The following is a 14234-nucleotide window of genomic DNA, read 5'->3' as shown; positions in this document are numbered from 1 at the left end:
TTTGCACTCTCTATGTCGGTATTCAACGGCTCTCGGAGCTATATCATACGGCTCATTTTCCTGGGTGTTTTCCTGCTGATCATCGCCCAGCTGCTCAACCTCCAGGTTTTTTCCACCAAGTACAACGAGCTCGCGCTGCAAAACGCGGTGTTCCGCAAGGTGGTGTACCCGCCGCGCGGGATCATCTTCGACCGGAAGAACCGCGCCATCCTGAACAACACCCTCATGTACGACCTGATGGTGGTTCCCTCGGAGGCGCGCGGCGTCGACACGGCCTACCTGTGCCAGCTGCTCGACATCGATACGGCGACGTTCCGCCAGCGGATGACGGAGGTGGTGGTGCGCAACGGCCGCTTCCGCCCCTCGGCATTTGAAGAGCTGCTGTCGCCCGAAAAATATGCGCGCCTCGAGGAAAACCTGTGGCGCTTCAATGCCGGCTTTTACCTGCAGCAGCGCCCCGTGCGCGGCTATCCCTACAACGCAGCGGCTCATATCATGGGCTATGTAGGCGAGGCCGACTCGGGTATCATCGCCCGCTCGGGAGGCTTCTACCAGCCCGGCGACTACGTGGGCCGCTCCGGCCTCGAGGCCTACTACGAGCGCGTGCTCATGGGACAGCGCGGTGTGAGCTTCCTCATCAAAGACAACAAGAACCGCCTCCAGGGATCGTATGAGAACGGTGCATTCGATACCGCCGCCGAAGCGGGCCGCGGGCTCCGCACCTACCTCGACATCGAGCTGCAGCAACTCGCCGAGAAGCTGCTGCGCAACAAAGTGGGCGCCATCGTGGCCATCGAGCCGCAAACCGGCGGCATCATCGCCATGGTGTCGTCGCCCGACTATAACCCCAACGACCTGACGGGCTCCAACAAGAAAAAGAATTATTCGCGGATGGTGCTCGATGTATCGGCGCCGCTGCTCAACCGCGCCATCAACGGCCGCTACCCCGCGGGCTCCACCTACAAGCCGCTCGGCGCGCTTATCGGCCTCGACGAGGGCGTGCTGACGCCCCGCTCGGGTATTGCCTGCACGGGCGCCTATTACGGCTGCAACCGCAAGGTGGGCTGCACGGAGAAGTGGCCCGGCCATGCCGCCAACCTGCGTCTCGCCATCGCCCACTCCTGCAACTCGTTTTTCTCGAACGCCTACCGGCTTGAAGTCGACAACCGTGCCTACGGCAACGTCAAGAAGGGATACGCCAAATGGCACGAATACCTCAATGCCTTCGGCCTCGGCAACCGCCTCGGTGTAGACCTTCCCAGCGAAAACCCGGGCCTCGTGGCCGACACGGGCTTCTACAACAAGATCTACAACGGCTCCTGGAATTCCTGCACCAACGTTTCGCTCGGCATCGGCCAGGGCGAGATGCTGGTGACGCCGCTGCAGATGGCCAACATGATGGCCATCATCGCCAACAAGGGCTGGTACTACACACCGCACGTGGTGCGCGCCATCGACAGCGAAACGAAGGAAGACACGCTGCTCAATAAGTTCCGCCGGAAGAACATGACCGAGATCCACATCCCCGACTCGCTTTACGAGGTCGTGATCAGCGGGATGCAGGACGTCGTGGATATCGGTACGGCGCAGGCCGCCGCCGTGCCCGGGATCAAGATCTGTGCAAAGACCGGTACGGCGGAGAACTTCCGCATCATCGACCACAAGCGGATCCAGCTGAAAGACAACTCGCTGTTTGCCGCCTTCGCGCCGCGCGAGAACCCGAAGATCGCCATCGCCGTGATCGTCGAGAACGGTGGCTTCGGTGCTACCTGGGCCGCGCCGATGGCGTCGCTGCTGATCGAAAAATACCTGAACGACTCGCTCCGTGCGGAGCGTGTTCCCGAGGTGGACCGCATTGCCAACGCCAACCTGATGCCGAGCTACCTTCCGCGCCTTCAATTCCTGGCCGACTCGGCACGGGGTGAATATTATTTCAACCTGACGAAGGACACCTCGTTCATCAGGAAATTCCGCCGCCGCAGCCAGCTGCCCGGCGCCCCCAACGACCCCGCCGACTCGAGCAACCGCGTCGACAACGGCCTGGCCACCCTCGACAGCGCACAGCGCCAGATGCGTAAACAACAACAGCGAAGAAAGCACTAATGAGCAAGACGAAAAGCAAAGGAACGATCTCCAAAGGCATAGACCCGCTGCTGCTGTGGCTGTACCTTATCCTGGTGGCCATCGGCATCACCGCCATCTTCGGCGTTACCTACCGCGAAGGCGACCCGGTCGTGTCGTCGTTCTTCGGGTTCAAAACCGACTACAGCAAGCAATTGTATTTCTTCGGGATCGCGATGATACTGGGCGTGTTCATCCTGCTCACCGACTCGAAGTTCTTCACCGCCACGGCCAACCTGTGGTATGCCGGAGGCATCGGGTTGCTGCTGCTCGTCTTTCCCTTCCACTCCAATGTAAAGGGCACCGAGTCGATCATACGCTTCGGGGGCTTCCAGTTTCAGCCCGCAGAATTCTGTAAGGTTTGCGTGTGCCTCGCGCTGGCGAAATACTTCTCGCAGGTGGACCTCAACTTCCAGCGGACGCGCTCGCAGCTTATCGCCGCGGCGATCGCCCTGTTGCCGGCGCTGATGTCGATCCTGCAGCACGAAACCGGGCTGGCGCTTGTTTACTTTTCCTTCTTCATCGTGATGTACCGCGAGGGCCTGCCGGCGACCATCCTGGTGGTGGGCTTTTCGTTTGCCGTGCTCGTAGTGGCCACGTTGCTGCTTGAGAAAAACACGCTGGCCATCATCCTGATTGCCATCACCGCGCTGGTGATTTACATCCTGCGCCGCCAGGTGCGCCGCGACCGCGGACTGATGATCAAGATCGCGCTCGTAGGCCTGCTGTGCGTCGGCATCCAGCGCTTTGCCGTTCCCTTTATCTTCAAGCATGTGCTCCAGGCCCACCAGGTGGAGCGCATCTTCAGCACCATTGGCCGCGACCTCCCCGAGGAATACAAGCGGCCCGTTGCAGCGGTCGAAGGCGTTGCGCCGAAGAAGAAAGACGTCGACTACAACGTGAAGCAGTCGAAGATCGCGATCGGCTCCGGCGGATTGCTGGGCAAAGGCCTCCTCCGCGGTACACAAACCCGCTTCGACTTCGTGCCCGAGCAGCGCACCGACTTTATCTTCTGCACCATCGGCGAAGGCTTTGGCTTTGCCGGCACGCTCACGCTGCTGGCCATTTACCTGCTGCTCCTGTTTCGCATCGTCGCCGTGGCCGAGCGGCAGCGGAGCACCTTCAGCCGCGTATATGCCTACGGCGTGGCCTCCGTGTTCTTCTTTCACATCGTGGTCAACGTTTGCATGACGGTGGGCCTCGCTCCCGTGATCGGCATCCCGCTGCCCTTTATCTCCTACGGCGGCACGGCGCTTATCACGTTCACGCTGCTGCTGTTCATCCTGATCCGCCTCGATGCCGACCGGCAGATGGTGCTGCGCTGAGGAGAGAGATTACTTGAGTAATTGAGTACATGATTACTTGAATACTTGAGGGAAGGTGAATGATGAAATAAGACCTGAAACTCACCTCTCCAATCAAGTACTCATGTATTCAAGTAATCTAGTATTCACCCTCATAACTTTGCCCTATGTTGATTTTCCCTCTCTCCGAAGGTTCTTTCACTATCGACCGTACGAAGCAGTTCGTTCCCTTCGACGAGGAGAAGGACATTCTTAACGACCGACCCATCGGCTCGCTGCTTGTAGAAATACAACCCTTTCTCGTTCAGACCTCGAAAGACCTGCTGCTCCTCGACTGCGGCCTTGGGTTTTCTGTTGACGGTGAATTGCAGCTTCATAAGAACATCAAGAACGCCGGCTTCCACCCGCAGCAGGTAACGAAAGTGCTGATGAGCCACCTGCATAAAGACCACGCGGGCGGTGTAGCCTTCGGCCCCGACAATGGCTGGCTCAGCCTTCCCAACGCGACGTACTACGTGCAGCAACGCGAGCTCGAATTTGCCCTCTCTAAAGACAATCCCTCCTACATCCAGGAAGACCTCGAAGCCCTGCGCGACAGCCCGCAGGTCGAGCTGCTCACGCAGGACGAAGGCAACATCGACGGCTATATCAGCTACCGCCACACAGGCGCGCACTCTCCTCATCACCAGGCATTCTGGATCCGCGAGGACGGCGAAACGATCTTCTTCGGCGGCGACGTTGCCCCACAGCTCCAGCAGATGAAGATCCGCTACAAGACGAAGTACGACTTCGATCCCGCGCTCGCCACCGAGCTGCGCCAGCAATGGTGGGAACAGGGCAACAACGAAGGCTGGACCTTTTTGTTTTACCACGACATCAAGACGCCCACGTACCGGCGCGCCTAGAGAAAGAACGCGGATTTTTATGAGCATTACGATTAGCGCAGATATACTTGCCTGCGTCAGCAATATCATAGTAAATCATAATGATCTGCGTGTGCCGCCAGCGGCACCTGCGTTCTTTCTCTCCGTCCGGCGGCTATCTTTAACGGGATGAAGATCATCAACCGAACCGTCCTGCTGCTGTCGCTCGTTTCGATGTTTGCCGACGTGGCGAGCGAGATGCTCTACCCCGTGATCCCGGTGTACCTGCGCGGGATCGGCTTCTCGGTGTTTGCCATCGGTGTGCTCGAAGGAGTCGCGGGCTTTACGGCCGGCCTTACCAAGGGCTACTTCGGCAAGTGGAGCGATGAGATCGGGCGACGCCTTCCCTTTGTACGTGGCGGCTATTTCCTGAGCGCGATCTCAAAGCCGATGATGGGCTTTTTTGTGCTGCCGCTGTGGGTCTTCTTCGTGCGCTGCGTCGACCGCCTCGGCAAGGGCCTGCGCACGGCCCCGCGCGACGCGCTCTTGGCGCAAAACGCCAGGCCCGGCACCAAGGCCCGCGTGTTCGGCTTTCACCGCTCGCTCGATACACTCGGTGCCGCCATCGGCCCCTGCCTCGCGCTCGTGCTGCTGTGGCGCTGGCCGGGGCATTACCAGCTTCTCTTCTGGCTCGCCTTTATACCCGGGCTCATATCCGTTGCCCTTGTATACTTCCTGCGCGAGCAACGCAGCAACCAGGCAACGCTCCGCAAGGGCGGCTTCTTCTCGTTTTTCAATTACTGGAAGATCGCAAAGCCCGAATACCGGCGCATTGTTCCGGCGCTGCTGTTCTTCATGCTGTTCAACAGCTCCGACGTATTTCTACTGCTCAAAACCCGCGAGGTTAGCGGCTCCGATACCACCACGATCACTGCCTACATCTTTTACAACATGGTGTTTGCCGGCGCCTCCTACCCGCTCGGCATCCTCGCCGACCGCATCGGCAAACGCAGCGTGCTCGCGGGCGGCCTGCTGCTGTTCGCGCTTGTCTACAGCCTCTTTGCCCTCGTGCAGGACTCGATCTCCATCCTTTTCCTGGGCTTCCTGCTGTATGGCATCTACGCGGCATCCACCGAGGGGGTGGCCAAGGCCTGGATCGCCTCCCTCGCCCCGACCGATACCGGCACCGCCATCGGGCTCTATACCTCGGGCGAGAGCCTCTGCACCCTTCTCGCCTCCGTACTGACGGGTTTCCTCTGGACGCGTTTTAGCCCTTTTTTAGCATTCGGCGCAACCGTTTTGGCAACGTTATTGGTATTAGGTTACCTGTTGATTATCAAGACAAAGGAAAAGTAGACAGGCTTCTGGCATGGAAATGGCTTTGATTCAAACAGCAAACAACTAACCTACTGATAGTCTAAGTTGTTCTTCGCTAACCTATGCATGAACACAAGGGCGATGATTTTTCATCGCCCTTATTTTTTTGTATCTTCCTTCCATGCGGGTACCACCCTTGCCAGCCTGGAAACACCGGCCCGCGCTGCGTCTTCTACTGCCTTTCGCAGCGGGCATACTTCTGCAGTGGTATGCAGCCCTGCCCCTATGGGCGGACGCCGGCACCTTGGTCGTTGCACTGCTTTTCCTCCTCCTCTTTCGCTTCATACCGCTACGACAGCGCTTCCGATGGCAGTCGTTGCAAGGCCTTGCGCTTCATGCCATGCTGATCGCGATCGGCGCGCTCGCCTGCTACCGCGCCGACGTGCGCAACGATGCCGCATGGGTCGGGCACGGAGGCAGAGGCAACGCCTTTATTGCCGAGATAAGGGGCGAGGTGGTTGCGAAAGCCAATAGCTGGAAAGCAGAAGCAAAGCTGCGCTACTGCTTTCGAAACGGGCGCTGGGAAGAGGTACATGGGGGCGCTGTCCTGTACTTCCGGAAAGACGGCAGCCCCGCGCCCCGGCCCGGTGATCGCATCCAGGCAACGGCCGCACTCCAGGAGATCCGCAACAGCGGCAACCCCGGCTCTTTCGACTACCAGCGCTGGAGCCTCTTCCAGGGCATCACGCACCAGGCGTACCTGCAGCAGTACCAGCTGTTGCCGGGCCGCGCCGTACAGCCACTGCAAACCCTTCTCGGCACAACGCGTGGCTGGGTGCTTCGCTGCCTCCGGCGCTACCTGCCCGACAGCAAGGCGCAGGGGCTTGCCGAGGCCCTGCTCATTGGCTACAAGAATGACCTCGACAAAGAGCTCAATAATACCTACGCGCGCACCGGCGTTGTACACATCATCGCCATCTCGGGTATGCACCTCGCGCTGGTGTACGTGCTGCTCCTCGGTGTTACGATTCCGTTGTCGGCCCCGCGCCGGCGCCTGCTCCGCCTGGTAGTAGTACTGGGCGGACTCTGGGCTTTCAGCCTGCTGGCGGGCGGCGGCCCTTCCGTGCTCCGCTCGGCACTGATGTTCAGCCTGCTGGCCATCGGCGGCCTCATCGGGCGGAAAGGAGATGCGCTCAACAGCCTTCTCCTCGCCGCGCTCCTGCTGCTGGTCATCGATCCGTTCTGGCTGTGGGATGTGGGTTTCCAGCTCTCCTTCACGGCCGTCGGTGGGATCATCCTTTTCTACCGGCCGATCTACCAGCGCTACAGCACCCACAACAAGCTGCTCGATGCCGTATGGAAAGGCGCCGCCGTTTCGCTCGCGGCACAGGTGCTGACCACGCCGCTGAGCCTTTACCAGTTTCACCAGTTCCCGCTTCTTTTTCTTCTCGCCAACCTCGTGGCCGTTCCGCTCTCCGGTATCATCGTGTACGGGTTGATCGCCGTTTGCGCGCTGAGCTTCTGGCCGGCTGCAGCGGCGCTTGCCGGCAGCATCTGCACGCTGCTGATCCGCGCCCTCAATGGCTGGATCGAGCGCATCGATGCGCTGCCTTTCGGACTGTGGGACGGGCTTTCCATAACCGCACTGCAGGCCCTTCTGCTTTATGGATTGATCGGAACCGTGGCCTGGGCACTGCTGCGGCAACGACCGCGGCTGCTGCGTGCCTCGCTGGGCTGCGGGCTGCTCGTCCTCGGATTGCGTGCCTGGTCGTTCTTCGACGCGGGGCGCCAGGAACGGCTGCTCGTGTACCAGGTGCCGCACCTGTCGGCCATCGAGCTGCAGCAGGGCCGACGGTTCTATTACCGTGGTGATGAAGCGCCGCTGACCAGCGCGGCGCTGTACAATTTCCACCTGAAGCCCGCCCATACGCTGGCAAGAAGCAGGGGCGAGGCGGGGGCGCTGCCGGGGCTCTTTCGCTTCGGTGGCCGCACGGTGGCACTCGTGAGCGGCCCGGCGCGGCCTGCCATCCCTATCGACCTGCTCATCGTATCGAAAGGAGCCCGCGCGGGGGAAGTATCGCTGGAAGGCTGCGGCGTAGCCACCGTGGTGCTGGATGCCTCCGTATCGCGTGGCGAAGCCCGGCGCTGGAAGACGCGCTGCGCGGAACTGCACCTTGCCTGTCACGATGTGTCGGAGCAGGGCGCATTCGTGCTCGGGCGGTGACGGTCAGCCAGTTACTTATGACCGAAAAATATATCAAACGACGGCCTCCCGACTTCAGGGGTACCTGCGCTACTTTTGGCGCGCCCAACCACGCAACTTATGGAAAAGAAGATCGCCTCCGCCCTCATCTCGGTATTTTACAAAGATGGCCTGGAGCCGCTCGTGCGGCAGCTGCACGCGCAGGGCTGCACCCTTTATTCCACCGGCGGCACGCAGCAATTCATCGAAGGCCTCGGGCTTCCCGTAGTGTCGGTTGAGCAGCTCACCTCGTACCCGTCGATCCTCGGCGGCCGCGTGAAAACCCTGCACCCACTGGTATTCGGAGGAATCCTCGGCCGTCGGAATGTCGACAGCGACCGCGCCGAAATGGCCCAGTACGGCATCCCCGAGCTCGACCTCGTGGTGGTGGACCTGTATCCCTTCGAGGAAACCGTGAAGCAAACGAGCGAGGAAGCGCTTATCATCGAAAAGGTCGACATCGGTGGGCCGTCGATGATCCGCGCGGCAGCCAAGAACTTCCGCGACGTGGCGGTGCTTGCTTCCAAAGACGACTATGCCGGGCTCGTGGAGCAGCTGCGGGCACAAGGCGGCGCGCTCACGCTGGAGCAACGCAAGGCCTACGCGGCAAAAGCCTTCCGCATCGTGGCCGGCTACGACATCGCGATCTCCAACTACTTCAACAGCGAGGACCCGATCAATACTACCGCCGGCGGCACGGGTACTCCTTTGCGCTACGGCGAGAACCCGCACCAGCAGGCCACCTTCTACGGCGACCTGGGCGCCGTGTTCACACAGCTGCACGGCAAAGAGCTGTCCTACAACAACCTCGTTGATGTGGATGCGGCCGTGGAATTGATCCGCGAATTCGGCGGCGGCGGGACTGATGTTGTGTTCGCCATCATCAAGCACACCAACGTTTGCGGTGTGGCACAGCGCCCCGACGTCTTCTCCGCCTGGACCTATGCCCATGCCGGCGATCCCGAAAGCGCCTTTGGCGGCGTGCTCGTATGCAATGCCCCGATCGACCGGGCGACGGCCGGTGCCATCAACGAGATCTTCTTCGAAGTACTCATCGCACCCGCGTTCGACGCCGATGCGCTGGAGCTGCTGCAGTCGAAGAAGAACCGCATCCTGCTGCAGCTGAAAGAAGCGCCACTGCCGCAGCGCCAGTTCAAAAGCGTGCTCAACGGAACGCTCACGCAGCAGAAAGACGCCGGCAACTTTGAAAAATGGGAGGAAGCGGGCGGCCGTAGTTCTACGGATGCCGAGCGCGCCGATCTTGAATTCGCCAACATCATCTGCAAGCACCTTAAGAGCAATGCCATCGCGCTGGTGAAAGACCGGCAGCTGATCGGCAAGGGCTGCGGGCAAACCAGCCGCATCGACGCCCTCCGGCAGGCCATCGCCAAAGCCCGCCAGTTCAACTTCACCCTCGACGGTGCTGTGCTGGCCTCCGACGCCTTCTTCCCCTTCAACGATTGCGTGCAGCTGGGCTACGAGGCCGGCATCCAGGCCTTTATCCAGCCCGGCGGCTCCATCCGCGACAAAGACAGCATCGCCTATTGCCAGGAGAAGGGGCTCGTGCTGGTGATGACGGGGCAGCGGCATTTCAAGCATTAGGCCCGCAAGCGGGCGGAGAGAAGGAACGAGGATTTATTATGATTGTTGAGATTGACGCGGATTTTCTTCTGGGTGCGTCAGCAAATCATAATGAATCATAATAATCTGCGTATCCACCGCAGGTGGATCTGCGTTCTTTCTCGCCGCCGCGGATCGCGAATTCCCGATTGCCGATTCACGAGTACAGATGTCGTCCCATTCTCCCCAAACTGTTCCGTCGCGGTCTCGTTTGCGGTTGCGACCTTTGTGCCCGACATGGAAAAACACCCCACCTACGATTCCTTTACGCCCGCCGACCCGCAGACGACGCAGGAGCTCGCCTGGTGGCACCCGGCGCGGCTCGATCCTTTCCAGCTGCGCAAGCGCGGACGGCGCTTCAAGGCGCTCTTTGCGCTGGCGCTCATCTGCTTCTTCTGGGGCACCACCTGGATCGCGGCACGACAGGGTGTGAAGTATATGCCGGCCCTGCAGATGGCAGGCCTGCGGCAGCTGTTTGCCGGACTTTGCCTCGTAGGCTACTTCATCGTGAAACGCGCTCCCTGGCCCACCAAAGCGCAGTGGCGCACTATCGCCATGCTCGGCTTCCTGAACTTCTTTTTAAGCAATGCCCTGTCGACCTGGGGCGTACGTTTTATACCGGGCGGCCTCGGCGCCATCATCGGTGCCATCTACCCGATCTGGCTCGTGCTCATCGGGCTCGCCACACGCAGCGCGCGACTGACGCTTCAAACAGGCCTCGGCATGCTGCTTGGCTTTGGCGGCATCTGCATCATTTTCTACGAGCACCTGCACGAGCTCGTCAACCCCGCCTTCCGCTTCGGCATCCTACTATCGGTGGCATCCACCTGGAGCTGGGCCTTCGGCACGCTGTACACCAAGAAGCACGCGGCGAACTTCAACCCCTATTTCAGCTTCGGGCTGCAACTCGTGTTGTCGGGCACCGTGCTGCTGGGCGGCATGCAGGCAACGGGCAACAGCATCCCGCTGGCCGATATTCCCTGGCAATCCTGGACAGCCATCTGGTACCTCGTGTTTTTCGGATCGGTGATCACGTTTGCAGCCTTTATCTACGCCCTGCAAAACCTGCCGACAACACAGGTAAGCCTGTATGCCTACATCAACCCCGTAGTGGCGGTGCTGCTCGGCGCGCTGCTGATCGGCGAGCCGCTGTCGCTGTTTATCGGTGCAGGAACGCTGGTCACGCTCTACGGCGTGTTCCTGGTCAACCGCTCGATCAGCCGGCCGAAGTGATCGTCTCGACGAACAGCTTGTAATAGCGTGCCCAGTTGGCAAACTCGGGCGAGCTTCCCAGCAGCGTGTTGTGCCAGATGCTGATCAAATTGCCGCCCCAGCGGTTTACTTCGTCTTCGTAGGCAAACAACTCACGCTCCATATCGTCGGCGCTTTTCCGCTCCTCGTAATAAGAGTTGGCATCCATAAAACAAAAGGGATGCAGGCGCAGGACCGTCTGCTCCTCGCGCTCAAGGTCGTACCAGTAAAAGGGCACGGCAACGGAAGCGCGGAAACCGTTGATCGATCCATAGCCCATCGAATATTCGTCACGTATGCCCGCTTCGATCAGGCGTCTGTAGGTGTCGGGGAGCGTGAGGCGGATGTAGTGTTGCCGCGAGGCCGTCACGGGGCGCTGCAACACGTCTTCCAGCGATCTTTTTTCTTCAGCAAGTAATGAAGGATCATCGCCGCTGGCCCAGGACGGGTGCAGGCCTATGACACCTTTGGCCGACAGCCGTTGCAGCAGTGCCGCCATCGCCGGATGCCCCGGTGCAATGTTCTTATCGTAGGCATTGCGCCGGTTGCCCGCATGAATGAAATAAAGCGGTTGAAGCCCGGTACGCTCGTGAAGCTCGTCGAGGAAATCGTAGCAATCAAACGGATCGCGGGCGCCGCGGAAGAGCACCGACAGACGCTCGCGGGCCTTGCCGTCGCGGGACAGCAGCGAGCGGAGCAGGCCGCCCGCATTGCGCGCAAAGCCCTTGTGGCGGTAGCTCCAGGCCATGTCGATATCGTAGGTGGGCACAAAGCGAAAGGGCGGCAGCAGCGCCTCTCCAAATAAACGCTCGGAGAAGAAAGCCAGCCATTCGTGGATCAGCGGCCGGTCGAGGAAGCCACCCCGCGCGGCGATGCTTGCGCGGTAGTCGTAGCGGCCATAGCTGTCCGTCGGCCGCTCCCCCCATTCTTCGTACCGCGACAGCAGGTAAAAGACCGCCGAGAAGAGGTCGAATCGGAAAGGGCTGTCGTTAGGAAAAAGAACCGGAAATCCTGCTTCGTGCTGCGCGATTTGCGGCTCAACCCCTTGCGACACGCCGCGTTCGTCCAGCAAGCCCGCGGGCTCGATGGTCACGCGCGCCCCGCCCGCCTTCCCATACACCACATCGGCGTCCGAAGGATCGTCCGTGCGCACAAATTCCCGCCCGAAAAACTCCGACAGAAAGTGCAGCACGTATGCCATGCGGGGCGAAGGGCTGGATGCGAACACGCGAACGGTCATCGGGCGAAAGGTACGAATCGGGATTCGTCAATCGTGAATCGTGCGTGGCTGCCCGAATTCAGTGAGATCCCGATGCACACAAGAAAGCCGCTGTACTCCAGCGGCCTCTTTCGCTATTCGTTATTCGATATTCGATATTCGTTATTCGATATTCGATATTCATTTGCCCTGCCGCTCCGCCCACTGCTGGCTAAAGCTCTTGGCCGGAAACTGGAGCGGGCTGCGGTGCTTCGTCCATTCCTTGACAAACGTATTCACCACCCAGCCCTTCACGCGGCCCGAGGCCATGTTCATCAGCGGGCGCTTCAGCATGGCCATCTTCCAGAACTTCCAGGCGGTGCGCTCGGCGAAGGACGAATTTCCCTCCTCAACGGCTTCGGCGCGGTTCTCGAGCAGCAGCTCGTGCAGGTTGATCTTGACGGCGCACACCTCGGTACAGTTGCCGCACAGCGAAGAGGCATAACTAAGGTGCTTGTACTCGCCGAGGTCTTTGAGGTGTGGCGTGATCACCGAGCCGATGGGACCGCTGTAGGTGGTACCGTAGGCATGGCCGCCGATGTTCTTGTATACGGGGCAGGCGTTGAGGCAGGCGCCGCAGCGGATGCAGTACAGGCTCTCGCGGGTCTTCGGGTTTTTCAGGAGGTTGGTGCGGCCGTTGTCGAGCAGGATCACGTACATCTCGTCGGGGCCGTCCTCTTCATCGCTGCGGCGCGGACCGCTGATGATGGAGTTGTATACGGTGAGGCGCTGCCCGGTACCGTAGGTAGACAGCAGCGGCCAGAAGAGCGCCAGGTCGTTGATCGAGGGAAGCACCTTTTCGATGCCCACGATGGCGATATGCGTTTTGGGCCAGGCACAGGACAGGCGGCCGTTTCCTTCGTTTTCGGTAACGGCGATGGAGCCCGTATCGGCAAGGAGGAAATTGGCTCCCGTGATGCCGACTTCGGCCTCGCGGTATTTTTCGCGGAGCTTCTCGCGGGCTACCTGCGTGAGCTCTTGCGGCGTGAGGTGCGGCGGTGTGCCGAGCTTGTCTGCAAAGAGCTTCGCAACGTCTTCCTTGCTCTTGTGCATCGCCGGTGTTACAATATGGTAGGGCGGCTCATCGTCGAGTTGCTGGATGTATTCGCCCAGGTCGGTCTCGATCGACTCGATGCCGTTCTTCACGAGAAATTTATTGAGGTGCAGCTCCTCGGTCACCATGCTCTTGCTCTTGACGATGGAGCGGCAGCTTTTTTCGCGGCAGATCCTGAGGATAAGCTCGTTGGCTTCGTCGGCGGTTTCGGCCCAGAGAACCTTGCAGCCGTTGCGCGTAGCGGCAGCCTCGAAGTTTTCGAGGGTCTTGTCGAGCTCCTCGATGGCGCGCCACTTGGCGTTCTTGGCGCGCTCGCGGGCGAGGTGCACATTGGTGAACTGCTGCTTGCCCGCGGGCACCACGGCATTGTACCGCGCGATATTGAAGTTGATCTTCCGGCGGTGTTCTTTATCGGCCGCCTTGATGGTGCTTTTGGCCTGGAAGGTGGTTGCTTGTTCGGACATTAGCGGGTTTTGGCGTCGAAGTGAGCGATGGCAATCTGGTGGAGGGTCTCGTAGAATTCTTTTCCGAAGCGGCGCTCGATGGGCTCCTGGAGAAACTGGTACACGGGCATCTTGGCTTTCTTGCCGAGGGCGCAGGCGGGGTTGCAGAGCGTTTCGCGCGGCTCGTAGTTGACCATCGTGTAGGTCTTGCCTTCGTTGATACGGATCGGGAAGAGGTGGCAGGAGATCGGCTTTTTCCACTCCAGCTTTCCTTCGAGGTAGGCCGCTTCGATACCGCACTTGATGATGCTCTGCTCGTCGCGGAAGCCGTAGGCGCAGAGGTTGCCGTCGATGGTCGGTGTTACCCAGCCAAACTCGCGGTCATACACGTAGCGGCCCTGGCGCTTCAGCTCTTCCTTCCCCTCGGGGGTCAGGTAGCTCTCAAAATCGCTGTAGTGCCGGTCGAGCAGGGCCTTTTCCTCCTCGGTCAGCGGCGCGCCGGCGTCGCCGTCTTCACAGCAGCCGCCCTTGCATTTGGCGAGGTCGCAGATAAACTTGGCTTCCACCACGTCGTCGCTCACCAGGATATTATCGATCGCTATCAAATCAGGAATTTTTGCAAAGTTAGTGAATGAGGGCGGCAAGCAGCGGAAGAGAAAGAACGCAGATCTTTTATGATTGTTAAGATGGACGCTGCTTTTTACGCTCATTACCATCGACGCAACGCCTTTGTTTGCTCCCACTTGCAGCGACCTTTCCGT

The 14234-nt window shown here is 60.1% G+C and carries 10 protein-coding genes; 7 read left to right on the top strand and 3 right to left on the bottom strand.

All coding sequences use genetic code 11. The features are described from left to right. Positions 1 to 12 precede the first annotated feature (12 nt). From mrdA to ACYU7Z_RS13995, 7 genes are all read left to right on the top strand, one after another. A complete protein-coding gene (gene mrdA / locus ACYU7Z_RS14025) occupies positions 13 to 2103 on the top strand; it encodes a penicillin-binding protein 2 (protein ID WP_460571512.1) in 2091 nt (696 codons plus the stop codon). Continuing rightward, positions 2103 to 3446: a putative peptidoglycan glycosyltransferase FtsW/RodA gene (rodA, locus tag ACYU7Z_RS14020; RefSeq protein ID WP_460571510.1), complete on the top strand. Its 1344-nt coding sequence runs from the start codon at positions 2103 to 2105 to the stop codon at positions 3444 to 3446. Before mrdA ends, rodA begins: the two co-directional genes overlap by 1 nt. 146 nt (positions 3447 to 3592) lie before the next feature. Next, entirely contained in the window at positions 3593 to 4330 is a 738-nt protein-coding gene (locus tag ACYU7Z_RS14015) for an MBL fold metallo-hydrolase (protein WP_460571508.1), read from the top strand. Positions 4331 to 4477: 147 nt separating this feature from the next. Then, positions 4478 to 5644 (top strand): MFS transporter, encoded by a 1167-nt coding sequence (locus ACYU7Z_RS14010; RefSeq protein WP_460571506.1) that lies wholly within the window; start codon positions 4478 to 4480, stop codon positions 5642 to 5644. Between the two features lie 142 nt (positions 5645 to 5786). Then, positions 5787 to 7829 (top strand): ComEC/Rec2 family competence protein, encoded by a 2043-nt coding sequence (locus ACYU7Z_RS14005; protein WP_460571504.1) that lies wholly within the window; start codon positions 5787 to 5789, stop codon positions 7827 to 7829. A gap of 99 nt (positions 7830 to 7928) precedes the next feature. Further along, a complete protein-coding gene (gene purH, locus ACYU7Z_RS14000; RefSeq protein WP_460571502.1) occupies positions 7929 to 9449 on the top strand; it encodes a bifunctional phosphoribosylaminoimidazolecarboxamide formyltransferase/inosine monophosphate cyclohydrolase in 1521 nt (506 codons plus the stop codon). A gap of 255 nt (positions 9450 to 9704) precedes the next feature. Beyond that, on the top strand, positions 9705 to 10700 hold the full coding sequence (locus ACYU7Z_RS13995; protein ID WP_460571500.1) for a DMT family transporter: 996 nt from the start codon (positions 9705 to 9707) through the stop codon (positions 10698 to 10700). Here the strand turns inward: ACYU7Z_RS13995 and ACYU7Z_RS13990 are convergent. From ACYU7Z_RS13990 to ACYU7Z_RS13980, 3 genes are all read right to left on the bottom strand, one after another. Then, a complete protein-coding gene (locus ACYU7Z_RS13990; protein ID WP_460571498.1) occupies positions 10684 to 11958 on the bottom strand; it encodes a polysaccharide deacetylase family protein in 1275 nt (424 codons plus the stop codon). The genes ACYU7Z_RS13995 and ACYU7Z_RS13990 overlap by 17 nt on opposite strands. Positions 11959 to 12117: 159 nt before the next feature. After that, a complete protein-coding gene (locus tag ACYU7Z_RS13985; RefSeq protein ID WP_460571496.1) occupies positions 12118 to 13494 on the bottom strand; it encodes a lactate utilization protein B in 1377 nt (458 codons plus the stop codon). Further along, positions 13494 to 14078: a DUF3109 family protein gene (locus tag ACYU7Z_RS13980; RefSeq protein WP_460571494.1), complete on the bottom strand. Its 585-nt coding sequence runs from the start codon at positions 14076 to 14078 to the stop codon at positions 13494 to 13496. Before ACYU7Z_RS13980 ends, ACYU7Z_RS13985 begins: the two co-directional genes overlap by 1 nt. Positions 14079 to 14234: the final 156 nt, after the last annotated feature.

This window comes from Flaviaestuariibacter terrae (genome assembly GCF_054777635.1).
The sequence above is the reverse complement of the archived record's forward strand: the minus strand, read 5'-3'. Positions and strand labels throughout refer to the sequence as shown.

Excerpts from the sequence above, each read along its gene's own strand:
- ACYU7Z_RS14010 (WP_460571506.1), top strand. The coding sequence starts at position 4,478 with ATGAAGATCATCAACCGAACCGTCCTGCTGCTGTCGCTCGTTTCGATG.
- rodA (WP_460571510.1), top strand. The coding sequence starts at position 2,103 with ATGAGCAAGACGAAAAGCAAAGGAACGATCTCCAAAGGCATAGACCCG.
- mrdA (WP_460571512.1), top strand. The coding sequence starts at position 13 with ATGTCGGTATTCAACGGCTCTCGGAGCTATATCATACGGCTCATTTTC.
- ACYU7Z_RS14015 (WP_460571508.1), top strand. The coding sequence starts at position 3,593 with ATGTTGATTTTCCCTCTCTCCGAAGGTTCTTTCACTATCGACCGTACG.
- ACYU7Z_RS14005 (WP_460571504.1), top strand. The coding sequence starts at position 5,787 with ATGCGGGTACCACCCTTGCCAGCCTGGAAACACCGGCCCGCGCTGCGT.
- purH (WP_460571502.1), top strand. The coding sequence starts at position 7,929 with ATGGAAAAGAAGATCGCCTCCGCCCTCATCTCGGTATTTTACAAAGAT.
- ACYU7Z_RS13990 (WP_460571498.1), bottom strand. The coding sequence starts at position 11,958 with ATGACCGTTCGCGTGTTCGCATCCAGCCCTTCGCCCCGCATGGCATAC.
- ACYU7Z_RS13985 (WP_460571496.1), bottom strand. The coding sequence starts at position 13,494 with ATGTCCGAACAAGCAACCACCTTCCAGGCCAAAAGCACCATCAAGGCG.
- ACYU7Z_RS13995 (WP_460571500.1), top strand. The coding sequence starts at position 9,705 with ATGGAAAAACACCCCACCTACGATTCCTTTACGCCCGCCGACCCGCAG.